Raw genomic sequence first — 23,612 nt, 5'->3', positions numbered from 1 at the left:
TCAGAAGTCGACGCGACTCGTCGGATCGACGACGAGGCTTTCGTCCTCGAACCGAAGCGAGCGGATGTCACAGTCGATGTCGGTGCCACGCATCTTGACGACCTGGATTCCGCGCGTCATTCCGGTCGCCTCGAGGTAGTTGTGGAAGAACACCACCCCGTGGGCGAGAAAGTGCTCGTCAGCGTACGCGCTGGGGTCAGTCATCTCCGAGATGAGTAGCGTCGTCGCGTCCGAACTCTTCAACGCCGTCAGAAACCGCGTCATCTTCTCGTCGCCATCGGCGAAGAAGAGTTCCAGGAGCATCGTCGAGTCGATGACGAGACGGTCGATGTCGCGCGAGTTAACGAAGCCGACGAGTTTGTCGGTCAACCCCTGAACGCTGGAGGCCATCCCGCCGCCGGAAGACTGGTTCAGGAGCCGCTGTCCCTGCTGACCGGCGAGATTCACGAACCGGAACTGCTCTGACCCCGTCAGCGTCTCGAATCCGAAGTCGTAGTTCGACATATCGTCGATCAGCTCGTCACGGGATTCGTGCATCGTGACGTACAGGCAGTCCTCGCCGTTCCTGAGTCCCTCCGCGATAAACTGCGCCGTGAACGTGGTCTTGCCGCTCCCGGGCGGCCCCGAGAGGACGTACAGTCGTCCCGGGAGAAACCCCCCCTGTATCAGGTGGTCGAAGCCACTTACCCCGCTCGGAATCCGCATACTCCCGGTCGTCCGAGACACCTCATAACGGTTCCGGGCTAATTTTCACTGAGCGTAACGCCAGGAAGTTCGTGGAGATCCCAGAGCGAGTCGAGTTCGTACGTCGGTGTCGCGTCGAGAGTCGCGCTCGTGACGTGCGGTCGGCGAACGAGCGCTGAATCGACGCCCGCCCGTGAAGCCGCGAGGAGGTCGGGTTCGCTGTCGCCGACGAACAGCGCCGAGTCGGCTCCCAGGTCCGACAGCGCACGTTCGAGGTAATGTGGTGCTGGCTTCTTCCGGCGGAGGCTCTCTACCGTCGGCTCCCTGCCGTACGCCGTCTCGAACAGCGGTTCGAGGTCGTAGTGCCGGAGAATCGCGTCGATCGTGGCCTGTTGATTCGTGCTCACGATCCCCAGCGGGCCGCTGAGTGACTCGAGCGCGTCGACGTCGTCGTACCACGGTTTCCCGCCCCGCCGCATCGACGCGACCTGTGCATCGCTCGCGACCCGGTCTCGGGCCGTCCAGAACTCGTGGCTGTCGACGCCGTAGGTCGAGCAGACCCCTGCGAGTCGATCCGGCGTCACCACATAAGAGACCGTTTCGATGGCTTCGTCCGCCGGATCCTCGACCCCGAGGGCGGCAAACGCGTCGGCCGCGGCCTCACTCAGCAGTTCCAGTGGCGACCGTTTCACGAGGACGCCGTCGTTGTCGAATAGCACCGCGTCGTATGCCATAGGCCGTTGTCAGGGATGTTCGATCAAGTATTCACGGACCCGTGATTTTCGGAGAATTCGATCGCGGCCAGTCGGCCCGAACGCTGAAATCCGCCCCGACGAATAGATGTATGTGAGCGATACGGATTCAGCGACCGACAGTGACTCCACGCCGAGCCTCGGCGTCGTTGGGGCCGGTGCGGCCGGTGCCGCGGCGGCGTACGCGCTCCGCGACGCCGACGTCGACGTGACGATCCTCGAAAAGAGCGGCGGCGTCTGTGGGCGCGCAGCGACCCGGCGACGGGACGGCTGCTACTATGACCACGGGGCGAACTACGTGAAAGAGGTCGACGAGCGGACGACGTCGCTCCTGGCGGAACTCGGGACCGACGGCCTCGTCGAGATCGACGAACCGGTCTGGACGTTCGACGGGGCGGGCGAGATCACGCCCGGTGACGGCCGGGACTCGACGAAGCGCACCTGGTCGGAGGGGATCACCCAACTCGCCAAGCGACTGCTCAATCACGCCGACGCGACGCTCCACGGTCGGACCCGAATCGAATCTATCGACGCGGGCGAGACGTGGACCCTCACCGACACCGATGGAGAAGACTACGGCCCCTTCGACGCGCTCCTCGTGACGCCGCCGGCACCGCAGACGGCCGACCTCCTGCGTGCGACCGACTGGGACGACGAGCGGCGCTCGGCGCTGCTCGACGCGGTCGATGCAGTCTCTTACCGGACGATCAGGACGGTCGTACTGCACTATCCCTTCCGCGAATCGTACCCCTGGTACGGGCTGGTCAACCCCGATTACGAACACGCAATCGGCTGGCTGTCCCGCGAGGAGTGCAAGCCGGGACACGTCCCCGACGACGAGAGCCTGCTGATCGTTCAGATGAGCCCCGACTGGTCGGCGGAGACGTACGACGAGAGCCTCGAAACGATCCAGTCGGAGGTCTGCGACAGCGTGGCGACCCTCCTGGACGACGACCGGTATCGCGACCCCGACTGGGCCGACGATCAGGGATGGCGGTACGCGCTGCCCGACGGGGCTGCCGACGCGGATCCGATCCGGGCAGCCGAGGACGACGGACTCTACGTCGCTGGCGACTGGGTCGTCGGCGAGGGCCGGGTTCCGGCGGCACTCTGGAACGGATACGAGGCGGGAGAGCGACTGCGAACAGCGCTAAAATGAGTCGTTAAGCGGCTGTACTGTACCGATCCGTTGCAGACAGGCTTTACTACAGTCAAGTCCAATCCACTCTCGTGTCGCTGACCGTGAGACTCGACCCCCACGTCCACTCCGAGGCCTCCTACGACGGCCACGACCCCGTCGAACTCCTTCTCGAGCAGGCCGCCGAGATCGGACTGGACGCCGTCACCGTGACAGATCACGACGTCATCCACGAGTCAGTCAGGGCCGCGAAGTTAGCCCCGAAGTACGGACTCGTCGGGATTCCGGGCGTCGAGGTGTCGACTGCCGACGGTCACCTGCTCGCGCTGGGGATCAGGGAGATGCCGCCACACCGCGAGTCGATGGCGGACACCGCCGCCTGGGTACGCGACCGCGGCGGCGTCGCCATCGTGCCGCACCCCTTCCAGCGGAGTCGCCACGGCGTCCGCAAACGACAACTCCGCGGCGTCGAACCCGACGCCATCGAAGTGTACAACTCTTGGGCGTTCACCGGGTGGAAAAACCGCCGTGCCCGCCGGTATGCGAATGCGTACGGCTACCCTGGTGTCGCCGGTAGCGACGCGCACAAGGTCGGATACGTCGGCCGCGCGTACACTGAGATCGAGATCGACGGCGTTGGCCGCGACGAACTGACGACAGAGGTCGTTCTGAACGCAATTTGCCACGGCGCGACGCGAGTCGAAGGCCAGCGGACACCGATCCCCACCTCGGCCCGTCACTACGCCGGAGCGGGCGTCAGAAAGAGCGGCCTCTACGCTCGCTACGGTGCGTACCGCGGCGGTTCGCTGGCGAAAACGGGTGCTGTCGGTGCCGCGCGGATGCTCTACCGCCTCTCGCCGCTGTCTGGCTGATCGACTGGACGGTCTGAGCGTCCGTCTCAGACGTAGTCGATGCCGTCCCAGGTCGGGCCGCCGCCGTGCCACTGGTGGTTGGTCGGGCCGCCCAGCGACTCCTCTTGCCACTCGATCGGCTCCCAGTCGGGTTCGAAGTTCAGGTAGCCCGGCCCGGCGAACAGTTCGAGGCGGAGATTGCTCGCGGGATCTTTGACGTACATACAGGCTGCACGCGTGATAGCGTGCATCGCGGGCCCGTTGCTGCGGTTGTTAATCTCGATACCGTGCTCGCTGCAGATGTCTGCGGCCGTCCAGAGGTCCTGCAGACTGTCGAGATGGTACGCAACGTGGTGGAACTGCGTCGGATCGTCGGGCGCTTCTCGGTGGATCGCGATGTCGTGCGGCAGCGGTGTGACGGCGTACCAGAAGCCCCAGTGCTCACCGTCTTTGTCCGTGTACCGCTCGTTGAGTTGGAAGTGCATCTTCTCGCGAAGCCACTCGTCGTGATCGAACGCCTTCTGTCCGGGGTCGTTCACGTGGATATGGTCGATCCGGCGAGGCGCGATCCGGTTCGCCACCGACTCGCTGTAGTTGCGGTTGAGGAGGCCGGAGCGCTTGTCCTCCGGCGCACGGGGCTTCTCGACGTCCCAGTAGAACTCGTATTCGTGACCGAACTTGTTGACGCGGATGGCGTCGCCGATGCCGTTCTCCGTTCCCGCCTGCACGTGGGTGACTTCCTCGCCCTCGTCTCTTAGTTGTGCTTCGAGATCGTGGAGTGCTTCCTCGCTCTCGGTGCGGAACGCGAAGTGATCGATGCCGGTCTGGCCGCTCTCAGTCAGGCTCAGGGTGTGGTGCTCCCAGTCGCGCATCCCGCGGAGATAGGCCGTGTCACCGTCGCGTTCGGTGATCTGAAAGCCCATCACCTCGTTGAAAAACCACACCGATTCGTCGAGATCTGGCGTGTGCGCAGCGACGTGTCCAAGTTTGGCAACAGGTGATTGTCGTCGTTTCATAGCTGATATTCTTGGGTGAGTTCCCGGAGCGAACTCTACCGGATGATTGCTGTTTCTCTGGTATAATGGTTATAGAAACGTCGCAAGTGTGGTGGGTGTGTTTTGTCCAGAAGCCGCTACTTCGAGCGATCGATCGTCGATGATGTCGTCTGTAACGACCGTGAGCGACATCCGCGTCGAGGTGGCTGTCGGATTCCCGCCGGACTGCCCGGCAGTGCAGGCGTCTGTGGCGACAGAACTGGGCATCGCGCTCTCGACGCACTCGGAATCTCTCGCGGCTGCATAGCGACCGCTTCTGGTAGAGATTCTCGCGTAACGCTGTGTTACGTCTCGGTCTCTGCGGTCACGAGGTCGTCGTACTGTGCACCGGTCTGTTTCAGCGTCTCTGTCGAGTAGAGGCGCTCGTGCTCGAAGGGGAGGTGGTCCGCCGCGAGTTCGTCGATTTTGGCGTCGACGGCGTCGCTCTCGCGACCGTGGATCATCGTGAAGAGGTTGTACGACCAGTCCTGCTCGGGGCGTCGCGGCCGGTGGTAACACAGCGTTACGAACGGAAGTTCGCCGACCGCTTCCCCCCGTTCGTCGAGGTCTTCGTCCGGGACGTCCCAAACCACCATACAGTTGGCGTCGAACCCGGTCACGATGTGATTGACAACGCAGCCGACCCGCTTGATACATCCGTCGGTACGCAGGCGTTCGACGGCCGCGACGACTTCGTCAACGTCGGCGTCGATGGCCGCGGCGATGTCCCGATATGGGGTCGCAGAGAGCGGAAAACCGGCCTGGATTTCGGTCAGGAGCGCGGCGTCGAGCGCCGAGAGATCACCCACGGCGGCTTCCGAGATCCGGGTCGCCGAGGCGTCGGTCGCGGCCACGCTCTCCCGGGCGAAGGCGTCGTCGTTGACGACCGGGAACTCCAGGTCGATGTAGTAGTCCGTGAGCATCGGGAGGTTCAGGACCGTACAGCCGGTCCGCGTCTCGATCTCGTCGAGAATCGCGTCACGTTTCTGCTGTGAGGCCGCGGTGACGACGAACCACAGATTCCACGAGTGGTCGCGTCGGTAGTTGTGGTTCACCTGCCGATAACTGTTGATCACCTCGACCACGCTCGAGAAGCGTTCCTCGGGCGCTGAAACCGCCGCGAGCGTCGAACTGCCGATCACGGGAGGATTCAGGACCGCCCCGAAACGCCGGAAGATACCGCGCTCGCGGAGTCGTCGGACCCGATCGAGCGCTTCGGACTCGTCGATGCCGAGTTGCCCGCCGACAACGCGGAAAGGTCGTTCGACCACCGGAAACCCGCTCTGGTAGCCGTCGATCAACGCCGCGTCGATCTCGTCGAGGTCGGCACGCCAGTCCTCGTCGAGTACACTCATTACCGCGGTTTCGGTCCCGACGAACCTACCTATTTCGGCTCAGCCCGGGGCGAACAAGCGAACCGTCCCGATCTGGTCAACTCGACTTGGCGGGAATCGAACGGGTGACTTTTGCTACTCGATTCCGTACAAATTACTATGGCGCAAGCGACGGAGCCCACCGAATTCGGGGAGTGGCCGTTGAAGCGATTGATGACTGAAGTCGTCGGCTCGGGCGTCAAGTCCGCAGAGGATATGACGCGCGAGCAGGCGACCGACGCGATGGAACGGATCCTCGCCGGTGAGCCCGACCCGACGACGCTCGGCGCGTTTTGGCTCGCGAACCGCTGGAAGCACAACAACGCCGAAGAACTCGCCGCCTACACTGACGTGATCGCCGAAGACGTCGTCTACGCCGAACCCGACGTCGATCCCGTCGACTGCGGCGCGAACTACGACGGCAAGGGCGACACCGCCATCCTGGGCGCGGCGGCGGGCATCGTCGCCGCCGGCGCGGGCACGCCGGTCGTCACGCACTCCGGAGACCGTGTGCCGACGCAGAAACAAGACGTCTACAAGCACGTCCTCGACGAACTCGGCGTTCGAACTGAACTCGTCCCGAACGAGAGCGCCGAGATGGTCGACGAGACGGGTTTTGGATTCTACTACCAGCCCGAGTTCGCACCGCGCATTAACGAGCTGTGGGATCGCCGCGATCAGATGGGCGTCCGCACGTTCGTCAACACCGTCGAGACGCTCGCGAACCCGGCGAAGGCCGACGTGCACCTCGGGTCGTTCTACCACCTCGCGTTCGCGAAGAAAGTCACCAGCACCTTCGAGCAGATGGCGTCGCAGAGCCCCCATCGAGTCGTGATGTTCCAGGGAATGGAAGGCTACGACGACATTCGTCCGGGGTACACGAAGGTCGGTGAATGGACCGACGGCGAGTTCCAGGACTACGAGATCGAGACGCCGGAGTACGGGATGGACTTCGAGTACGAGGATCTGGCGGTCGACCCCGACGACGTGGCCGGCGACTCGGCTCGGCTGACCGAGGAGATCATCGCGGGCGAGCGCGAGGACCACTTCGCGGACGCTGTGGCGCTCAACGCGGCTTTCCGGATCTACGCCCGAGATGACGCCGATACACTCGACGAGGGGCTCGAACTAGCACGCGAGAGCATCGAGTCCGGTGCGGCAGACGCCGTTCTCGAACAACTGCGAGACTTCTGAACGCGGCGGTCGCCGGCCCCGCAACGTTCGGGGTCTTCACCAGCCGACTCCCGTCAGGGGTTTCTCCGCGGCGACCGGGAATGTCGATATGAGCGCGAGCGAGCAGACCGCCAGAGAGCGTCTCCACGAGTATTACGCAGCGCTGCGGAACGGAGAGCCGCTGTATCCGTTCTTCGTCGAGGACCCAGCAATCGTAAAGTACGGGATCACCGAGAAACTGACCGGCTACGCGGAAGTTGAGGCGGGCTTACGCGCACAGTCCGCTTCGACGGCAGCCTGGTCAGTAGAAAGTCACGACCTGCGCGTGACCGAACGCGACGAGTACGCGTGGTTCGCTGACGACGTGCGGATGGCTTGGACGGACACGGAGCGCGACCGCACGTACGACTTCGAGAGTCGGTGGAGCGGGACGCTCGAACGACGTACGCCCGACAGCGAGGCTGAACAGTGGCTGTTCGTCGGAATGCACGTGAGTGCAGTTCCCGACACCGACCTCGCGGAGTGACAACCGCCGAGAACAGACGGACCACCGTGTAGCCATCTATTTGCGTCAGTGTCGTCTCAGCGTGCCGAGAGGACACCGTTTTGTATCAGTCGACCCACCAGAGGCCTATGGTCGATGATTCCGAACTCGACAATCCCGAGAATCCTGTGGTAACGCTTTCGACGACGAACGGCGACATCACGCTGGAACTGTTCGAACAGCGGGCTCCGCGCACGGTCGAGAACTTCGTCGGCCTCGCCACGGGCGAAAAAGAGTGGAGCGACCCAGAGACGGGCGAGACGCGCACCGACTCCCTCTACGAGGGGACGATCTTCCACCGCATCATCGACGACTTCATGATTCAGGGCGGCGACCCTGAGGGAACCGGTCGCGGCGGCCCGGGCTACACCTTCGACGACGAGTTCCACGAGGATCTGAACCACGACGGGGCGGGGAAACTCTCGATGGCGAACCGCGGTCCCAACACGAACGGGTCGCAGTTCTTCATCACGCTGGGCGCACAGCCGCACCTCGATGGCCGTCACGCGGTCTTCGGCCAGGTCGTCGAAGGGATGGACATCGTTGAGGAAATCGGCGACGTACCGACTGACAGCGACGACAAACCCCTGAAAGACATCGAGGTCGAAGCAGTCGACGTCGACGAGTAACACGGCTTCGGCGGTCGGTCAGGGAGCGCCGTCCGATCACGCGCCGGCCGGTCGATTACACTTTCACCCTGCTCCCGAACCCTTCTTAACCGTCCGTGCGGAACAACTCCGCAGAGAATGACGTCTATCCAGTCGACGCTCGGCGAAGAAGAGGGAGGTGGGATCGCCGAGGAGCTGGCCGAGGGCCAGCGCGCGATCTCCATCGCCGAGTTCTTCGAGAAGAACAAGCATATGCTCGGCTTCGACTCGGGCGCACGCGGGCTCGTCACCGCCGTCAAGGAAGCGGTCGACAACGCCCTCGACGCCACCGAGGAGGCCGGGATCAAGCCCGACATCTCCATCGAAATCCGGGAATCCGGCGACTACTACACGCTGATCGTTGAGGACAACGGGCCGGGGATCACCCGCGAACAGATTCCGAAAGTCTTCGGGAAACTGCTGTATGGGTCACGGTTCCACGCCCGCGAGCAGAGCCGTGGACAGCAGGGAATCGGTATCTCTGCGGCAGTGCTGTACTCACAACTCACGTCGGGGAAATCCGCCAAGATCACGTCCAGAACCCAGCGTTCGGAGCGCGCCCAGTACTTCGAGTTGATCATCGACACCGACACCAACGAGCCGGAGATTCAGGTCGACGAGGAGCGCGCGCCGGGCGAGTCGGAACTCTCGCCCACCCACGGGACGCGTATCGAGATGGAGATGGAGGCGAATATGCGCGCCCGTCAGCAACTCCACGACTACGTCAAGCACACTGCGGTCGTCAATCCCCACGCGCGACTCGTGCTCGACGAACCGGGACTCGACGAGCCGCGTCGGTACGAACGCGTCGAGGGTGCGTCGCTGCCGGCCGAAACGGAGGAGATCCGTCCGCACCCCCACGGGGTCGAACTGGGCACGCTGCTGAAGATGCTGACGGCGACCGAGTCGTACTCGGTGTCGGGATTCCTTCAGGAGGAGTTCACCCGCGTCGGGTCGAAGACCGCTCAGAAAGTGCTGAACAACTTCCGGGATCGGCACTTCGGTCGCGAGATGGGCTGGAGCGCCCCGCGAAGTTCCGACGTCGACATCGAATCCGCGGTCGAGGACGCCGTCGCCAACAAGGGCGCGGCGGCGACCGCGACGTTCGCCGAACGGGTCGCGGACACGCTCGAATCCCGCGACCGGACGACACACGCGGAGTTGGCCGAAATCGTCGATACGGTCGCCGAAGACGTCGCAGACGAGTTCGAGACGACCTTCGGCGAGACGGTCCGCGAGAATGCCGTCGAGGCGGGGTGGGACGCGCTGACGACCGATCTCGTCTCCGACCTCTACGCCCTCGTCGACGACGCGACGAGTACACGGAAGAACGACGCAACGATTTCGGGCATCGCCGAACGACTGGCGGACAAGTTCCGCGACGGTGACCCACAGCACCGAGCGACGCGCGACACCGTGGCAGACTACGTCGATCGATCGGCGGAGTTCGTCGTCTCCGAGACCGTCTCTTTCGGTGACACCGCCCGCGAGAACGTCGTCGGCGCGCTGTGGACGGCGATGCGGACCGTCCCCGACGACGTGCCGAAGGTCCGGACCGTCGCCGACGACCGCGACATCTCCTCCGAACTGCTGGAGGCGATGCGCGAGACCGACATCCTCGCGCCACCGACGAACTGCCTCTCGCCGATCACGGCCGAACTCGTAGAAGCCGGCTTGAAAAAGGAGTTCGACGCCGACTTCTATGCCGCCGCGTCGCGCGACGCGGAAGTACACGGTGGCGACCCGTTCGTCGTCGAGGCTGGGATTGCCTACGGCGGCGAACTCACGGACGGGACGGTCGATCTACTGCGGTTCGCCAACCGCGTGCCGCTGGTCTATCAGCGCGGCGCGTGTGCGACGACCGACGTCGTGAAGCAGATCGGCTGGCGCAACTACGGCCTCGACCAGCCGGGGGGGTCGGGGATGCCGAACGGTCCGGCAGTGGTGACAATCCACGTGGCCTCGACGAACGTGCCGTTCACGAGCGAGTCGAAAGACGCCATCGCGAACATCCCCGCCATCGAGGACGAGATCGAACTGGCGATCAGAGAGGCCGCACGGGAACTCAAATCGTATCTGAACAAGCGACGTTCGATGCAGAAGCGGCGGAAGAAACAGGATGTCCTCGGGACGATCCTACCGGAGATGGCCGACAAACTCTCGGAGGTGACGGGACGACCCCGGCCCAACATCGACGGTGCGCTCGCGCGGATTATGAACAACGTCAGCGTCGAACGCGAGGTCGACGGCGACAGCGTGACGCTCGTCGTCGAGAACCACTCCGACCGGGCTGAAAATCCCGAGATCACCGACATCGTCTCCGCCACGCCCGCTGACCTCCCGGACGGGGTGAGCGTCGTCGATCTGGACGGCGAGTGGTTCATCTCCTGGGAGCCGTCGATTCCGGCGGGCGAGACGGCCGAACTCACTTACAGCGTGAGCGACGACGCGGAATTCGACGTCAACGTCGACGGCATCGAGACAGAGAAACTGACGATCAACGCCTGATATGAGCACGAAACAGGACGACGAACTCGCACAAGAGCGCCTCGTCGAACTCGCTGCAGAGTTCTACGACCAGTTTGCGTCGGGCGAGGTACCACATATGGACATCCCCACGCGGACGAAATCAAACATCGTCTTCGACGAAGACTCGAAGGTGTGGGTCTACGGAGACCGGACCTCCACGCGGTCCGCAAACAGCGTCCGCGGGGCACGGAAACTCCTCAAAGCCGCCTACGCTATCGAGTTCTTAGTGAATCAACTCGAAGAGAGCCGCTCGTCCACGCTGCGTGAACTGTACTACCTCTCCGAGTCGTGGGACAACGAGGAGGCGCAGTTCAACAGTCAGGACGAGTCGAACCAACTGATCGAGGATCTGGAGATCGTCTCGAAGGTCACCCGCGAGGACTTCCATATGCGCCCCGAGGAGTCCGGCGCGACGCTGATGGGTCCGCTGGAACTCCGCGAACAGACGCGCCGGGGCGAGCGGGAGATCCACTGCCAGAAGGACGTCGGTGAGGGCGGGTATCAGATCCCGAACAACCCCGACACGATCGACTTTCTGGATCACACCATCGACTTCGTTCTCTGCGTCGAGACGGGTGGGATGCGCGATCGACTGGTCGAGAACGGCTTCGACGAGGAGTACAACTGTCTGGTCGTCCACCTGAAAGGACAGCCGGCCCGCGCGACGCGCCGGATCACGAAGCGATTGCACGACGAACTCGACCTACCGGTCGTGGTCTTTACTGACGGCGATCCGTGGTCGTATCGGATCTACGGCTCAGTCGCCTACGGATCGATCAAGTCCGCACATCTCTCGGAGTACCTTGCGACACCGGAGGCCCGCTTTGTGGGCATCCAGCCCGAGGACATCGTCGAGTATGATCTCCCGACGGATCCGCTGGCGGACTCCGACGTCAACGCGCTCGAATCAGAACTGGAGGATCCCCGGTTCCAGACGGACTACTGGACCGAGCAGATCGAACTCCAGTTGGATCTCGAAAAAAAGGCCGAACAACAGGCGCTCGCCTCGCGCGGTCTTGATTTTGTCACTGACACCTATCTTCCGGAGCGACTCTCGTCAATGGACGTCGTCTAATCTATCGGTATTCTGGGGGAGAGACTATAGGAGCGTTTGCAACTTATTGCATAGCCGATTGCACGCAGTCGTGCGATCGAGCGAGCGAAGACTTGCAAACGCTCCTATAACTCCAGCCGCGGTGATGGGTCAGATATGAGCACAGCCGAAGAGACGGTTCGTGTCCAACTTGTCGAGCGAACGTACGCCGCCGCCGAACAGAATTTGATTATTCTCACGTATGCGACGCCCAGCGGCGACCGCTGTTTCAGAAAAGAGCGGGCACTGACCTCCTTCAGCGACGTCAGAGACACCACCGCCGCCGTCGAGGCCGATCCGGAGAACATCGGCGTCGTCCGGGACTCCGAGCGACGCTCGCAGCTCGGGACCGAAGCGCAGCAAATGCGGACACAACACGACTCCGACGATGTGGTCTGAGACCGATCAGTACGTATTTATCAGATTTGATTTTCGGCACCTATGTTTTTTTATACTGTGACATCGAGTACCTGATATGAGCAGTTCGCCACGAACCAGCACAACGCCGAACCGAGTCGATTCGGATCCGGTCGCGACCTACGCTCGCACCGGGAACGAAGATGGCGCGAACGCCATCGTCGCAGCCTTCTCTGAAGGACCGCTAAATGGGATTTCGACTGAGGACAGTACACTCTACGAGTGGATCGATCCGGATGCAGTCGACTCCCTGCTCGAGTCTGCCAGCAGCGAAGTGAAACTCTCGACGACCATCTGGGATCACCCCGTCGTCATCACCCGCGACGCCGTCGAGATTTACGCGCAGACCGACCTCTGAGTCCGGCAAGGACCACGGTTCGGCCCACGTATCTGCTCTCTTTTCACTTTTCGACGAAACAGCCACGCAGCCCCGAGCGAGGCTACTGCAACCGTTCGACCCGTTCCAGCGTGTCGGCGTCTGCAGGCTGTTTGTCGTCGCGTACCTCGACGAATCGAGGAAAGCGGAGGGCGTAACCCGACGAGTACGTCGGTGACCGCTGGATCTCCTCGTACCCGACCTCGAAGACGACCGCCGGTTCGACCGAAACGGTCTGACCGTCCTCGTGTTCGATATGTGGCCTGAGCCGCTCGGTCAGCGATTCGAGGCGTTCGTCGGTGATGCCCGTCGCCACCTTCCCAAGCGTTGCATACGTGTCAGCGTCACTTGCGGTCGAGTTTCCGACTCGCGCCGAGACGAGAAACGTCCCGAGTAGATTCGCACGCCGTCCTTCGCCCCACTCGGCACCCGTGACGACGAGATCGAGCGTCTCCACGTCCGGCTTGCGCTTCAGCCAGTTTTGGCCGCGCTTGCCCGGATCGTACGTCGATGCTGGGTCCTTGAGCATAATCCCCTCGTGGCCGGCTTCGAGGGCTGCGTTTTCGACGGTAGCGACCTCCTCGGGGTCGTCTGAGACGACGATCTTTGAGACGGCGTTGCTGTCGCCCAGTAGTTCCTCGAGACGGCTGTGTCGCTCCATCAGCCGCGCATCCAGGAGATCCTCGCCGCCTGCGTGCAGACAATCGAACGCACGCAGCTCGACGCGCACCTCGTCGCGCATCTGCTCGACGTCGTACTTCCGGCGGAACCGCCGAAGCACCTCCTGAAACGGCAGCGGTGACCCCGACTCGTCGACGGCGACGACCTCTCCGTCCAGGACGGCCGGGCAGTCGAGTTTCCGGTCGATGAACTCGACGACCTCCGGGAGCGGACCGGTGACGTCGTCCATATTTCTGGAAAACAGCGCGGTGGACTCGCCGTCGTAGTGGACCTGCACGCGCGCTCCATCGAACTTGGTCTCGACGGCGGCCTCCCCCCACGCGTCGATTGCCTCGGTGGCGGTGCCCGTCTGCGCTAGCATCGCCTGAACTGGCCGACCGACCTCCAAGCCGATTGCTTCCAGACCCTGGTTTCCCTCCTCGCGGGCAACCTCCGCGACCATCCCATAATCGTTCGAGACTTGCAATGCGCGCTCGACGGCGGCGACGGTCGCATCTGCTGGCGCGGTGACACCGTCCCATTCGTCCCCATCGTGCGCTGCCGTATCGTCACCCTCGGCTTCCCCTCCCGTTTCGGATGGCGCTCCTTCGTCCAGCGGTTCGTCGTCGAGAAAGGCTCTGGCGACGGCGTCCCGGACCGTTCCTTCTCCGACCCCGATCCGCATCTCCCCGAGGACGAGGCGGGCGAGGAATTTCGCTTCGGCCGCCGATGATCGATTGAACAGACCGAACAGCGTATCGAGTCGTCTCCGCTCGCTCCCGTCGCCGGTGATCGTGGCGACCTCCCGGAGTCGCTCGTCGACCTCGGCCACGGTGAGCGCGTCGTGGCCGCCTCCCGCGAACGCTCCGAGTCCGCGCTGGCCGCCGAAATCGTAGGTGGCAGCGACTGCACCGATCTCGCCGACGTCTGCGAGTTGCGATTCGACGTCGTCCGCGGTGACGTTCTGGCCCGCTGCGCGGGCAATCGCCTCGTGGAGGAGCGCCGGACCGATGTGGAGCGTGGTCGAGTCCCACGCCGGGTACACTCGACCCTGGAGGAACCGAACGACAGTCGGGAGTTCCGCGTCAGCGTCTTCGAGGAGCGTCGCGACCAGATCCATCGTCGCAAGGTCGCCCGGTTCAGATTCCATCTCGGCGGCGCGCTCGGCGAACGCTGCGAACTGCATTGGCAGTCAGTTTCGTCGCGGCCGATAAGAGTTCGCCGACTCGGTGTCGACCGAGCGCGGGTGAAGCCGTCGGATTGAAGCCCTCGCATCGCCCACGGTGGGCTATGACGGAGGAGCTGGCGGCCGATGTGCGCGACGCGCTCGCCGTCGACCCCGAGGAGTTCGAGGCGCAGGCTCGGACGGACGCTGAGGTCGTGAAAACAGAACTTCGGGACGGGACCTTCGACAACCACCAGTCGATCGTCGGTCTCGAGTACGAGTTCTACGCCGTCGGTGACGGCCGGTGGGCCGCGTCCCACGAGGCCGACGAGTACGGGCTGATGCGCGTCCCACGCCGGCTACTCGAACTGATCGGGTTCGAGAAGGAGCTCGGCCTCCACAACGCGGAGATGACCACGAGCCCACAGCCGCTGAACTCAGACGGGCTCCGGGCGCAAGAGTCGGAAGTCCGCGCCAGACTCGCGGCGGCGATGGACTGTACCGCCGCGGAGGGGATGCGACTTGTGAGCGACGGGCTGTGGACGATACCGCCGACGGGCGAGACTGCGCGCGAGTACCTCACTCGCAGCGTTGAGGCCGAGGGCGTTCGAATCGCGACAAATATGAGCGGATCCGTCCGGTATCACACGATGGCCAACGGGCCGAACGCGGCCGAGGAGATGACGCTCAACGCGCCGAACGTGACGCTGTCGGCCGACACAGTGATGCCGGAGTCGCTCATCACCTCAATCCAGCCGCACTATCAGGTCGCACAGGCGGAGGATCTTCCGACGCTGTTCAACTACGCGCTCAGGGTCGCTGGGCCGCTCTTGGCACTCGGCGCTAATTCCCCATTCTTCCCGCCGGACCTCTACGACGACGTCGGGGCACAGAAGATCCTCGCCGAGGGCTACGACGAGCACCGTATCGCCGTCTTCGAATCAGTGCTGAACAGCGGAGACGCACAGAAGGTCCAGTTCCCCGAAGATCTGGAGACGATCACCCAGGCGGTCGATAGAGTCGCCAACGACGACACGATGGTGCCGATGCCGGTCTCGGAAGGCAAACGCTTCGATGACCAGTTCGCGACGCTCAGACGGAAACACGGCACGTACTGGCGGTGGGTGCGCCCGGTTTTCGACGGGGCCTGCCGCTCCGATGCGAACGCGCGCATCGAGTTCAGGCCGATCGCGGCCCAGCCCACCGTCCGCGACTCGATCGCTTTCCAGGCCACGTTCGCCGGACTGATGGAGAGTCTCCCGCAGCGCCGTCACCCCGCAAGTGACCAGCCGTGGTCGACCGCGCGAGGTAACTTCTACGACGCGATGCGCGACGGACTCGACAGCCGCCAGCGGTGGATCTGCAACGACGGCGTCGAGACGATAGCGACCGAGGAGGTGTACGAGGACATCTTCGCACACGCGGTGGACGGACTCACGGCCGCAGGGCTGTCCGAGGCAGAGGCCGAAACGTACGTGCAACCGCTACGCGCGCGAGTCGAAAACGGCATCACGCCGGCGGACTGGAAGACCTCGCGGGTCAGAGAGTATCTGGCCGACGGCGACTCGTTCGCCGACGCAATCACTTCGATGCAGCGCGACTACGTCCGCGCACAGCGAGAAACGCTTCTCGACGGCTCGTTCGCGGACTGGCTCTGAATCGAATTCGACGCAGCATCGGTCGATAATTCCCACTACCGACATCCCGAAGACACTCAGGGATGATTGCACCGTCGCCGTGCAAGGGGTACCGCCTCGCGAATTGCGTTCGCTCAGGCGCTTCGAGAGACGCCGATAGCGACGTGTCGGACGATCCGAGCGCGGAGAATGGTGCGAGACCGTCTACAGGACTTCGGCGAAGTCCTTGTGCCGGGTGATGTCGACGCCGTCCTCGGTGACGACGCAAACGTTGATGCCGTTGCCGGAGGCGAGGTCTCGCTCGACGGCGCTCTTGATCGCACGGGCGGCGACGGATTCGGCTTCTTCGAGTGAGAGTTCCTCGTTGTATTCCTGTTCGAGGACACCGAGCGCGTACTGGCTCCCGGAGCCGGTGACGGTGTACTCCTCCTCGAGGATCGATCCAGCGGGGTCGATGCTGTAGATGTGCGGGCCCTCGTCGTCGACGCCGCCTAGGATCGGCTGGACGATGTAGAACGCGCCCGAGCGGAGGAAGTTCCCCATCAGCGTGGAGAGCGCCTGCATACTCATATCCTCTCCGCGGCGGGCCTCGTACAGACGGACCTCTGCGCGGATCGAACTGATGAGCGACTGCGCGGCCGACACTGAGCCGGCGATGGTCAGCGCGCCGCGCGGGTGAATTTCCTCAACCTTCTGGACGTCCTTCGAGGAGACCATCCGACCGAGGCTCGCGCGCATATCGGTCGCCAGCACGACTCCCTCTTCGGTCTTCAGACCCACGGTCGTCGTTCCCGTTTTGGTTTCTTTGTCGCCCATCTGCTGGGCACGCTGTTCAGCGTTGGAGAACTCTCCGAGTTCCGGCGAGAAGACGTCCGAGTGCTCGCCGTTCAGCGAATCGAGATTCGAAACGTCGTCGCTCGTAGGAGTACGCATTACCCGAAATTAACACCCGTCGCTGATAAATGCCACCCTTCCCCCTGCTGTTGCCCGTTCCGTTTGGTTGGTTACAGGCTGGTCTATTCTTGACGCTGAGCGGTCCAGCGGCTACGGAACTTCGAGTAACTGAGAAGCGGTGCGGCTGATTCGTTTTACTGGCTGCTGGCTTCGTCCGCGCGCTCGTAGGTTCGCTCGGCGGATTCGATGAGCGGGCGTACTGTCAGGGTAAGTCCAAGTCGGTGCGCGGCCAGCGCGATCGGCATCGCCAGGATCCCGAGGAGCAGCGTCGTCTGGTACAGCAGGAACGCGATCCCTCGGTGGAACTCTGTCATCATCAGCGTAACTCCCTCCCAGTAGGCTGTGTATATAAATCTTCCCCGACGGAGCCGACATCGATGTCAACGCTGTACAGCGGTTACACGTGTCGGGTCAGACTCCGCAGTTTTCTGCGCTACGCCTCGCCCGGACCCGTACGAATGCGGTCAACTCCGCTGTTCGTCGGCATAAGTTATGCGCACTATTGCAGTCGCGTACGCGACGCTCGGCGGCCGAACGGTGAGAAATCGGTGACACGGACTCGCAACCCGACAGACGAACCACAAGACACGAAACCCCGCGGCACGAGTTCGTGGTATGAGCAACTACCTCGTCGCGATGGAAGCCGCGTGGCTGGTTCGCGACGTCGAAGACGTCGACGACGCAATCGGCGTCGCCGTCAGTGAAGCCGGGAAGCGACTCAACGACAGAGACAAGGAGTACGTCGAGGTCGAAGTCGGCGCGACGCCGTGTCCTGCCTGCGGCGAACCGTTCGACTCCGCGTTCATTGCCGCTAACACCGCCCTCGTCGGCCTCCTGCTCGAGATCGACGTGTTCAACGCGGACAGTGAGGAACACGCCTCTCGTATCGCCAAAAGCGAAGTCGGCGGCGCGCTCCGCGATGTCCCGCTCTCGGTCATCGACATCGTCGAAACCGAAGCCGACGCTGGCGATCGCGACGAGTAGGCTGACTACTCACGCGAGGTCTCTGGAGCCACCCGATCACCCCGAAACACTTTCCTATAACTTCGGGTAATTAGGCATATGGACCTCCCGACTCCACAGGATCTGCGTCAACGACGCACCAATCTGGATCTGACGCAGAGCCGACTCGCCGAGATGGCTGAGGTGTCACAGCCCCTCATCGCCCGCATCGAGGGCGGCGACGTCGATCCGCGGCTCTCGACGCTCCGGCGGATCGTCAACGCCCTCGAGGAGGCGGAGGGAAGCGTCGTCCGCGCGGCGGATCTGATGAACGAGACCGTGGTGAGCGTCGCGCCCGACGATTCTGTCCGTTTCGCCCGGGACGTGATGCTCGACGAGGGCTTCTCACAGTTACCGGTCATCCGCGACGGTCGGCCCGTGGGCATCATCTCCAACAGCGACATCCGGCACGTACAAGAGCAAGACGACGTGGGGACGCTGCCCGTGGCGGACGTGATGCGCGAGTCGGTCACGACGGCAGAGCCATCGGCGACGCTCGAAGAGATCGACGCGGCGTTAGATCACCACTCGGCGGTGCTCGTCGTCGAGGGCGGTGAGACCGTCGGTATCGTCACCGAAGCCGACGTAGCCGCGCACCTCTGAGAACCCGCCAGCGCGCCCGACGCTTGCTCAGAGTTCGAGTCCGCGGATCGACACGCCGCTCCCGGCTTCGACGCGGCCGATCACGCGACCGTCGGTGGCTTCAGCGAGCGCATCTGCGTCGTCGGGTGCGAGCGCACAGACGAAACCAGTCCCCATATTGAACGTCCGGTGCATCTCCTCGTCGGCGACGCTCCCCTCCTGCTGGACGAACTCGAACACCGGGTGTGGCTCGAACGCGTTCTCCACCACGTACCGGTGGTCGCCGAGTCGTTCGAGGTTGGTCCAGCCGCCGCCAGTGACGTGTGCCGCCGCGCGGACGTCGTGAGCGCGCATCGGATCGAGCAGGTGCGTGTAGAGCCGGGTCGGTTCGAGAAGCGCCTCCCCGAGGGTGTCGTACCCGTCAAACGGGTAAGGATCGGTGTAGTCGTGTTCGCGCGTAACCGCCGTTCGCGCGAGCGTCAGACCGTTCGAGTGGATTCCCGAAGACCGGAAGCCGACGAGAGCGTCGCCTGGTTCGGCTTCGCCCGGAAAGATCGCATCCTTGGCAGCCAGTCCCGCACAGGTGCCTGCGAGGTCGAGGCCGGTGACGACCTCCGGCATCACGGCTGTTTCGCCCCCCACGAGTTCGAGGTCGGCCTCCGTGGCGCCCGCGCTGAGTCCCTGTCCGATCTGCTCGGCGAAGATGTCGTCGGGTTCGTCGATCGCAAGGTAGTCCACGAACGCGACCGGTCGGACGCCCGCGGCGACGAGGTCGTTCGTGTTCATCGCGATGCAGTCGATTCCGACCGTGGAGTAGTCCGAGAGCGCCTCCGCGACGAGCAGTTTGGTCCCCACGCCGTCGGTCGCGAGCGCGAGATATCGGTCGCCGATGTCCAGTAACCCCGCGTAGTCGCCGTCGCTCTCTCCGACGGCACCAATAAGTGCCGCTGTCGCGGCTTCGCTGGCTTCGATGTCGACGCCCGTCTCGGCATAGGTCAACTCCTCTCTCTCTAAATCCGATGCCCCATTCGGATCTGCGTCGTCTGCGGTCATATCCGGATTCGCGCGGCGAGGGGGCAAAATACGTCCGGTCTCTGGTCGCTGTGGGAACCCGCCGGTTGCGATCGGTGTGCCAACGAAATGCCCGTTAATCGGTTGATAAACCTTTTCCCCGCGTTTGCAACGGTTTCAAAACGGCGAAAATAGGCCAAACGCGCCGGTGAATCCGCCTGAATGAAATGAACGCTCACCCCGTTATATGCAGTCTTCGTGCCTACGAGGAAACGAGCACAGATGTCTACGGTCCCCACCTCAATCGATCCCTTCAGAAACGAATCGGTCCGTCAGGTCCACAGCCTTCTCAGAGACGCGTTGCAAACGGTCGCCGGTTCGGTTCAGTGGGCCATCAGGGCCGCGAGTTTCTGGATTGCCATCACGCTCCCGCTTTTGTACCTCCCGCTTCTGGCTAACGGCTTCGCCGCCGGGGAGGGGCTCTCCTTCACCGGACTCATCGGCGCGAACGCGCTCGCGTTCCTCGTCGGACACGGTCACGAACCCAGAACGAGACGGGAGTAGGCCGGCTCAGAACCCGAAGCCGGTGACGAACGCACCGGCCGTCAACAGAACTGATGGGACGAAGAACGCGACGAAGCCGACCGTACTCCAGCCGAGTACCGTCTTGCCGTCGAGTGGCCCGAACGGGAGCATATTGAACGTCGCGAGAAAGAGGTTGATCATCAGCCCTCGCGACCCTGCGAGCGCGACGAAATCGGAGCCGGAGAGAACGCCGACGGCAAATACTGGCAGGAAGACCGCGGCCAAGATGGCGTTCGTCGCCGGCCCAGCGAGTGCGATCAGGCCGTGCTCGCGTTGAGTGAGGCGTCCACGGTGATGTACAGCGCCCGGCGCAGCGAAGATGAAGCCGGCGAGAGCGCTCACGACCGCGAGAAAGAGCATCCCGTAATCGGCGCGGAACTCGGCGACCTGGCCGAAGCGCTCGGCCACGACCTTGTGGGCGACTTCGTGGAGAAGAAAGCCCATCCCGGCGGTGAGGAGGCTAAGCAGGATCGGACCGAGGATCCCGCCCTGCAGGATCCCAGAGACCGCGCGCTGGCCGCCACCCGCGAAGAAAATTGCGAACGCGACACCGAGGGCGACCCACGCGAGCGCCAGGTCCTGAAGCTCTTTCGAGCTAAACGAGAGGGAAGAAGTACTCATCTCCATTGGATTCGGGCCGACGAGATTTGGGCCTTGTGGGTCCGAGGCGTGCCAGACGGCACTCGGTTCATCTCACGTGATGGTGCTCCAGAGGATCTCCCAGCCGTTCTGTGCGCCCTCGAAGAGCAGTTGTGTCACGCCCGCAGCGCCACCGAGGTCGAGGGCGAAAAGCGGCAGGAGGTAGGCGACGAAGAGCGCCGACGCCACGATGCTCCCGATGTTCGTCGCTGCGACGACGACGATGAGTCGGAACAGCGGGACCGCGAACATCTCCTCGAGGAGGTCCGGAATCGGCTTCTCCTCGTTGGCGAGCAGTTCGTTCAGCGTGCCGATGTCCGAGATGTTCACCGGGTCGTACTGGAGTTCGACGTACCCGGTGAACCACCCCGGCGCGAGGAAGGGGTTGATCGACGTCATCCAGGCGACCGCGCCGCCGACGAGCGAGGACGACCAGCGAGCGCCGGCCGCCTTCGCTAACCCGGCGGCGAAGAGTCCGTTGACCAGGAACCACGCGCCGAACAATCGGAGCAGGGTGTCGTCCCCGGCCGAGGAGAGCGCTAACAGAACGAAGAACCCGACGACGACGACGGAGATTCCCGTGCCGACGACCTTCGCCCACGGAATTCTGCCACCCTGCGTGCCCGTCAGCGATTCCATTGGGGGGAGTTCTTCGGGATGTTCGAGATATCGCTCGATTCCCGCTCGATGACCAGCCCCCACAACGGCGACGACGTTCGCGCCGTTCTGGCGGAGCGCCACCAGTTTGTGTGCAATAAACGCGTCGCGCTCGTCGATGAGCGCCGCCGCACCGCCGGGTGAGAACTGGCGGAACTCCTCCATCATCGCGCTCACGACGTCGGTGTCCGTCATCTCCGACATATCGAGTTCCTCGACGTCCTCGACCTCGCCGAACCCGAACGAGGAAGCGAACTGGCCGAGGACACCACCGACGAGCAGGCCGACACCCACACCGAGCGTCATACTCCCGACGACCCGGACGACGAACGTCCCCAGCAAGTCGGTGACTGGCGCGGTGAGACCGAGCGCCACACCGCCGATCCCACCGACGGCGATGCCGAGTCCGAGCGCTGCGAGGAGTCGGTCCTCCGCAGCGGCCATCGACCCCGACGCGAACCAGACGCCGGCAGCGACCGCGACCGCGAGAATCGCTCCGCCCGCGATTCGGGTCAGGATTGGCAGTCCGATCCCGACGCTGCCGCCGAAAATCGCGACGAGCGGACCCAGCAGAATACCCACGATCGCGCCGGCCGCAAGCCCGACTCCTTGGTTGTCCCCGACGCCGAACGCCAGCCCCCCGATCATCCGGAACTTCTCGACGACCCCCATCTGCGTCCAGAACCGTCGCATCGTCTCGTTGATGTCGCGATCGACGAGTGCGACGTCGATTCCCAGGTCCTCGGCGGTCTCCACCGCTGCGAGCATATCCGCGCCGGGGGTCACGTCGAACTTCTCCCCGAGTCGCGCCTGCACGTACGACAGCATCCAGTACGCGATGAACTGGAACACCGTGTTGCCCGAGAGCAGATCGCTCGGTTCGATGTCGTCCGGTTCGCCGCCGTTCAATTGCCGATACCGCCCCTCATCGAGTTCGACGGCGACGACGTCGGGGCGCTCGGTCTCGATTGCCTCCTCGACCTCGTAAATACTCTCTTGGGAGACGTGTGCGGTTCCGACGACACGGACGCGACCCTCTTCGGTCGCTTCCTGACTCATTGCTCTCCATACCGCACGGTGGTTCTTACCCCTGTCGGAGCAGTCGGCACTGGTGAATCACGTTCGCTCCGGCACCAAGCGCCCCGCTGGTATCACACGTATACGATCGCTGAAATTATTATCTAGTTATTACATAGTGTGCAGTGATGGGGCCAGGGGAGGAGGAGTGGTACGATCAAGCCGACGTATTGGAGGGGCAAGCCGTTCGAATGCCGTTACTGGACGAGGAGGCCGAGAGGCAACTCCACAAAACTGCGACGCTCCTCGCGGAGGGATGTCGCCGGAAAGCCGAGTTGCTTTCGGACCCCTCGATATCAGTTGCACAGGCTTACGAGCGGGAGTTCGAGTACATCGCCGAGCGGTGCAAATACCGGCTTCGGCAGGTCGCCGGCGACGACTACGAGGCGGTCGCGAAGGCGTACATAACCGGTGAACGCGACAATCGAACCGGCGCGCTCGCCGTCTACTATCTTGAGGCGCTGTGGCGGATCCAACGGCGCTCGACCGTTCCGGGGATGCTGTTCTTCCCACTCATCATCCGATATCCGAACAGTTACACGGCGAACCTCCGTTTCCCGCACGTTCACACGACGACCGAGTCGGTCACCTTCGAGTCACCCGGGCACGCGAAAGTCGGGCCCGACGACCCGCACGCCCAGCAGTACTTCGACGACAGCCAGCACGAGCAGGACCGGGCGGCCGACTACCTCCGACGGGCCGCACAGACGTATCACGAACAGTTCCCGCATCCCGACGATCTCCCGGACGACGAACCGAGGTACGGCGGCATCGTCGGCGCGGCCGGTCGCCGCGGGTCGATGTTCACCGAGATGCTGGCACCCGTCGAACCGGATCCGGACCGGTTCGACGAGCCACCGACTGAACCGGAGTTAGTGCCCGCGGGGACGGAAGCCGAGCGGACGGCGCGAGAGTATCGCCCGGAGGCAGCGGCGCTCACCGACTGAGCGTCGTTTGTGGCTGGTAGGGTCACAGAAGCCGAATCGCTCGCTGTCGCTCGCGGAACCGTATGCGGGGGATGGGATTTGAACC

25 protein-coding genes are annotated in these 23,612 nt (G+C 63.6%); 15 read left to right on the top strand and 10 right to left on the bottom strand.

Annotation, left to right across the window (positions count from 1 at the left end; genetic code table 11):
- Entirely contained in the window at positions 1-705 is a 705-nt protein-coding gene (locus ABEI27_RS10930; RefSeq protein WP_375799439.1) for an RAD55 family ATPase, read from the bottom strand.
- Between the two features lie 38 nt (positions 706-743).
- Positions 744-1,418: an HAD family hydrolase gene (locus ABEI27_RS10925; protein ID WP_375799438.1), complete on the bottom strand. Its 675-nt coding sequence runs from the start codon at positions 1,416-1,418 to the stop codon at positions 744-746.
- Positions 1,419-1,530: 112 nt separating this feature from the next.
- Between ABEI27_RS10925 and ABEI27_RS10920 the strand changes: the two genes are divergently transcribed.
- Both ABEI27_RS10920 and ABEI27_RS10915 read left to right on the top strand, forming a co-directional pair.
- Entirely contained in the window at positions 1,531-2,595 is a 1,065-nt protein-coding gene (locus ABEI27_RS10920; protein WP_375799437.1) for an NAD(P)/FAD-dependent oxidoreductase, read from the top strand.
- 71 nt (positions 2,596-2,666) lie between these two features.
- Complete coding sequence (locus ABEI27_RS10915) at positions 2,667-3,446, top strand: CehA/McbA family metallohydrolase (protein WP_375799436.1); 780 nt, start codon at positions 2,667-2,669, stop codon at positions 3,444-3,446.
- 26 nt (positions 3,447-3,472) lie between these two features.
- On the opposite strand, the gene ABEI27_RS10910 is transcribed toward ABEI27_RS10915, so the two are convergent.
- Positions 3,473-4,441 (bottom strand): VOC family protein, encoded by a 969-nt coding sequence (locus ABEI27_RS10910; RefSeq protein WP_375799435.1) that lies wholly within the window; start codon positions 4,439-4,441, stop codon positions 3,473-3,475.
- 139 nt (positions 4,442-4,580) lie between these two features.
- Between ABEI27_RS10910 and ABEI27_RS10905 the strand changes: the two genes are divergently transcribed.
- On the top strand, positions 4,581-4,727 hold the full coding sequence (locus ABEI27_RS10905; RefSeq protein WP_375799434.1) for a hypothetical protein: 147 nt from the start codon (positions 4,581-4,583) through the stop codon (positions 4,725-4,727).
- 37 nt (positions 4,728-4,764) lie between these two features.
- On the opposite strand, the gene ABEI27_RS10900 is transcribed toward ABEI27_RS10905, so the two are convergent.
- Positions 4,765-5,814 (bottom strand): Lrp/AsnC family transcriptional regulator, encoded by a 1,050-nt coding sequence (locus tag ABEI27_RS10900; protein ID WP_375799433.1) that lies wholly within the window; start codon positions 5,812-5,814, stop codon positions 4,765-4,767.
- 138 nt (positions 5,815-5,952) lie between these two features.
- Here ABEI27_RS10900 and ABEI27_RS10895 point away from each other — a divergent pair, with 138 nt between their 5' ends.
- The 7 genes from ABEI27_RS10895 to ABEI27_RS10865 all read left to right on the top strand — a co-directional run bounded on the left by ABEI27_RS10895 (position 5,953) and on the right by ABEI27_RS10865 (position 12,593).
- On the top strand, positions 5,953-7,026 hold the full coding sequence (locus ABEI27_RS10895; protein WP_375799432.1) for an anthranilate phosphoribosyltransferase: 1,074 nt from the start codon (positions 5,953-5,955) through the stop codon (positions 7,024-7,026).
- 88 nt (positions 7,027-7,114) lie between these two features.
- Entirely contained in the window at positions 7,115-7,531 is a 417-nt protein-coding gene (locus tag ABEI27_RS10890) for a nuclear transport factor 2 family protein (protein ID WP_375799431.1), read from the top strand.
- Between the two features lie 107 nt (positions 7,532-7,638).
- Positions 7,639-8,178, top strand: a complete 540-nt coding sequence (locus ABEI27_RS10885; protein WP_375799430.1) for a peptidylprolyl isomerase — start codon at positions 7,639-7,641, stop codon at positions 8,176-8,178.
- 117 nt (positions 8,179-8,295) lie between these two features.
- Entirely contained in the window at positions 8,296-10,704 is a 2,409-nt protein-coding gene (locus ABEI27_RS10880) for a DNA topoisomerase VI subunit B (protein WP_375799429.1), read from the top strand.
- A gap of 1 nt (position 10,705) precedes the next feature.
- Positions 10,706-11,800, top strand: coding sequence for a DNA topoisomerase IV subunit A (locus ABEI27_RS10875; RefSeq protein WP_375799428.1), 1,095 nt, complete (start codon positions 10,706-10,708; stop codon positions 11,798-11,800).
- A 135-nt stretch (positions 11,801-11,935) separates the two neighbouring features.
- Positions 11,936-12,217, top strand: a complete 282-nt coding sequence (locus ABEI27_RS10870) for a hypothetical protein (RefSeq protein ID WP_375799427.1) — start codon at positions 11,936-11,938, stop codon at positions 12,215-12,217.
- A gap of 76 nt (positions 12,218-12,293) precedes the next feature.
- Positions 12,294-12,593, top strand: coding sequence for a hypothetical protein (locus ABEI27_RS10865; protein ID WP_375799426.1), 300 nt, complete (start codon positions 12,294-12,296; stop codon positions 12,591-12,593).
- Between the two features lie 82 nt (positions 12,594-12,675).
- Here the strand turns inward: ABEI27_RS10865 and ligA are convergent, their stop codons facing one another.
- Entirely contained in the window at positions 12,676-14,457 is a 1,782-nt protein-coding gene (gene ligA, locus ABEI27_RS10860; protein WP_375799425.1) for an ATP-dependent DNA ligase LigA, read from the bottom strand.
- A gap of 104 nt (positions 14,458-14,561) precedes the next feature.
- On the opposite strand from ligA, the gene ABEI27_RS10855 reads away from it, so the two are divergent.
- On the top strand, positions 14,562-16,094 hold the full coding sequence (locus ABEI27_RS10855) for a hypothetical protein (RefSeq protein WP_375799424.1): 1,533 nt from the start codon (positions 14,562-14,564) through the stop codon (positions 16,092-16,094).
- Positions 16,095-16,277: 183 nt separating this feature from the next.
- Here the strand turns inward: ABEI27_RS10855 and psmB are convergent, their stop codons facing one another.
- Both psmB and ABEI27_RS10845 read right to left on the bottom strand, forming a co-directional pair.
- Positions 16,278-17,006, bottom strand: a complete 729-nt coding sequence (psmB, locus tag ABEI27_RS10850) for an archaeal proteasome endopeptidase complex subunit beta (protein ID WP_375799423.1) — start codon at positions 17,004-17,006, stop codon at positions 16,278-16,280.
- A gap of 155 nt (positions 17,007-17,161) precedes the next feature.
- Positions 17,162-17,341: a hypothetical protein gene (locus tag ABEI27_RS10845; RefSeq protein WP_375799422.1), complete on the bottom strand. Its 180-nt coding sequence runs from the start codon at positions 17,339-17,341 to the stop codon at positions 17,162-17,164.
- 301 nt (positions 17,342-17,642) lie between these two features.
- Between ABEI27_RS10845 and ABEI27_RS10840 the strand changes: the two genes are divergently transcribed.
- Together ABEI27_RS10840 and ABEI27_RS10835 are read left to right on the top strand one after the other, a co-directional pair.
- Positions 17,643-18,011 carry a DUF555 domain-containing protein gene (locus ABEI27_RS10840; RefSeq protein WP_375799421.1) on the top strand — a complete coding sequence of 123 codons (369 nt, stop codon included), beginning with the start codon at positions 17,643-17,645 and terminating at the stop codon, positions 18,009-18,011.
- 78 nt (positions 18,012-18,089) lie between these two features.
- Positions 18,090-18,632: a CBS domain-containing protein gene (locus ABEI27_RS10835; protein WP_375799420.1), complete on the top strand. Its 543-nt coding sequence runs from the start codon at positions 18,090-18,092 to the stop codon at positions 18,630-18,632.
- 27 nt (positions 18,633-18,659) lie between these two features.
- Here ABEI27_RS10835 and purM read toward each other — a convergent pair whose 3' ends face one another.
- On the bottom strand, positions 18,660-19,664 hold the full coding sequence (purM, locus tag ABEI27_RS10830) for a phosphoribosylformylglycinamidine cyclo-ligase (RefSeq protein ID WP_375799419.1): 1,005 nt from the start codon (positions 19,662-19,664) through the stop codon (positions 18,660-18,662).
- A 240-nt stretch (positions 19,665-19,904) separates the two neighbouring features.
- On the opposite strand from purM, the gene ABEI27_RS10825 reads away from it, so the two are divergent.
- Positions 19,905-20,186 carry a hypothetical protein gene (locus ABEI27_RS10825; protein WP_375799418.1) on the top strand — a complete coding sequence of 94 codons (282 nt, stop codon included), beginning with the start codon at positions 19,905-19,907 and terminating at the stop codon, positions 20,184-20,186.
- A gap of 6 nt (positions 20,187-20,192) precedes the next feature.
- On the opposite strand, the gene ABEI27_RS10820 is transcribed toward ABEI27_RS10825, so the two are convergent.
- Both ABEI27_RS10820 and ABEI27_RS10815 read right to left on the bottom strand, forming a co-directional pair.
- Positions 20,193-20,828 (bottom strand): metalloprotease, encoded by a 636-nt coding sequence (locus tag ABEI27_RS10820; protein WP_375799417.1) that lies wholly within the window; start codon positions 20,826-20,828, stop codon positions 20,193-20,195.
- 72 nt (positions 20,829-20,900) lie between these two features.
- Positions 20,901-22,562 carry a TraB/GumN family protein gene (locus tag ABEI27_RS10815; protein ID WP_375799416.1) on the bottom strand — a complete coding sequence of 554 codons (1,662 nt, stop codon included), beginning with the start codon at positions 22,560-22,562 and terminating at the stop codon, positions 20,901-20,903.
- 146 nt (positions 22,563-22,708) lie between these two features.
- Between ABEI27_RS10815 and ABEI27_RS10810 the strand changes: the two genes are divergently transcribed.
- Positions 22,709-23,527 (top strand): hypothetical protein, encoded by an 819-nt coding sequence (locus ABEI27_RS10810; RefSeq protein ID WP_375799415.1) that lies wholly within the window; start codon positions 22,709-22,711, stop codon positions 23,525-23,527.
- Positions 23,528-23,612: the final 85 nt, after the last annotated feature.

Source organism: Halobellus sp. (assembly GCF_042218505.1).
Lineage (GTDB): Archaea > Halobacteriota > Halobacteria > Halobacteriales > Haloferacaceae > Haloquadratum.
Note: the sequence above shows the minus strand (reverse complement) of the source record. Positions and strands in the feature narration are given on the sequence as shown.

What these genes read in the sequence shown, in the direction of transcription:
- ABEI27_RS10930 (WP_375799439.1), bottom strand. Translation starts at nt 705, where the DNA reads ATGCGGATTCCGAGCGGGGTAAGTGGCTTCGACCACCTGATACAGGGG.
- ABEI27_RS10925 (WP_375799438.1), bottom strand. Translation starts at nt 1,418, where the DNA reads ATGGCATACGACGCGGTGCTATTCGACAACGACGGCGTCCTCGTGAAA.
- ABEI27_RS10910 (WP_375799435.1), bottom strand. Translation starts at nt 4,441, where the DNA reads ATGAAACGACGACAATCACCTGTTGCCAAACTTGGACACGTCGCTGCG.
- ABEI27_RS10905 (WP_375799434.1), top strand. Translation starts at nt 4,581, where the DNA reads ATGATGTCGTCTGTAACGACCGTGAGCGACATCCGCGTCGAGGTGGCT.
- ABEI27_RS10900 (WP_375799433.1), bottom strand. Translation starts at nt 5,814, where the DNA reads ATGAGTGTACTCGACGAGGACTGGCGTGCCGACCTCGACGAGATCGAC.
- ABEI27_RS10895 (WP_375799432.1), top strand. Translation starts at nt 5,953, where the DNA reads ATGGCGCAAGCGACGGAGCCCACCGAATTCGGGGAGTGGCCGTTGAAG.
- ABEI27_RS10890 (WP_375799431.1), top strand. Translation starts at nt 7,115, where the DNA reads ATGAGCGCGAGCGAGCAGACCGCCAGAGAGCGTCTCCACGAGTATTAC.
- ABEI27_RS10885 (WP_375799430.1), top strand. Translation starts at nt 7,639, where the DNA reads ATGGTCGATGATTCCGAACTCGACAATCCCGAGAATCCTGTGGTAACG.
- ABEI27_RS10880 (WP_375799429.1), top strand. Translation starts at nt 8,296, where the DNA reads ATGACGTCTATCCAGTCGACGCTCGGCGAAGAAGAGGGAGGTGGGATC.
- ABEI27_RS10875 (WP_375799428.1), top strand. Translation starts at nt 10,706, where the DNA reads ATGAGCACGAAACAGGACGACGAACTCGCACAAGAGCGCCTCGTCGAA.
- ABEI27_RS10870 (WP_375799427.1), top strand. Translation starts at nt 11,936, where the DNA reads ATGAGCACAGCCGAAGAGACGGTTCGTGTCCAACTTGTCGAGCGAACG.
- ABEI27_RS10865 (WP_375799426.1), top strand. Translation starts at nt 12,294, where the DNA reads ATGAGCAGTTCGCCACGAACCAGCACAACGCCGAACCGAGTCGATTCG.
- ligA (WP_375799425.1), bottom strand. Translation starts at nt 14,457, where the DNA reads ATGCAGTTCGCAGCGTTCGCCGAGCGCGCCGCCGAGATGGAATCTGAA.
- ABEI27_RS10855 (WP_375799424.1), top strand. Translation starts at nt 14,562, where the DNA reads ATGACGGAGGAGCTGGCGGCCGATGTGCGCGACGCGCTCGCCGTCGAC.
- psmB (WP_375799423.1), bottom strand. Translation starts at nt 17,006, where the DNA reads ATGCGTACTCCTACGAGCGACGACGTTTCGAATCTCGATTCGCTGAAC.
- ABEI27_RS10845 (WP_375799422.1), bottom strand. Translation starts at nt 17,341, where the DNA reads ATGACAGAGTTCCACCGAGGGATCGCGTTCCTGCTGTACCAGACGACG.
- ABEI27_RS10840 (WP_375799421.1), top strand. Translation starts at nt 17,643, where the DNA reads ATGAGCAACTACCTCGTCGCGATGGAAGCCGCGTGGCTGGTTCGCGAC.
- ABEI27_RS10835 (WP_375799420.1), top strand. Translation starts at nt 18,090, where the DNA reads ATGGACCTCCCGACTCCACAGGATCTGCGTCAACGACGCACCAATCTG.
- purM (WP_375799419.1), bottom strand. Translation starts at nt 19,664, where the DNA reads ATGACCGCAGACGACGCAGATCCGAATGGGGCATCGGATTTAGAGAGA.
- ABEI27_RS10825 (WP_375799418.1), top strand. Translation starts at nt 19,905, where the DNA reads ATGTCTACGGTCCCCACCTCAATCGATCCCTTCAGAAACGAATCGGTC.
- ABEI27_RS10820 (WP_375799417.1), bottom strand. Translation starts at nt 20,828, where the DNA reads ATGAGTACTTCTTCCCTCTCGTTTAGCTCGAAAGAGCTTCAGGACCTG.
- ABEI27_RS10815 (WP_375799416.1), bottom strand. Translation starts at nt 22,562, where the DNA reads ATGAGTCAGGAAGCGACCGAAGAGGGTCGCGTCCGTGTCGTCGGAACC.
- ABEI27_RS10810 (WP_375799415.1), top strand. Translation starts at nt 22,709, where the DNA reads ATGGGGCCAGGGGAGGAGGAGTGGTACGATCAAGCCGACGTATTGGAG.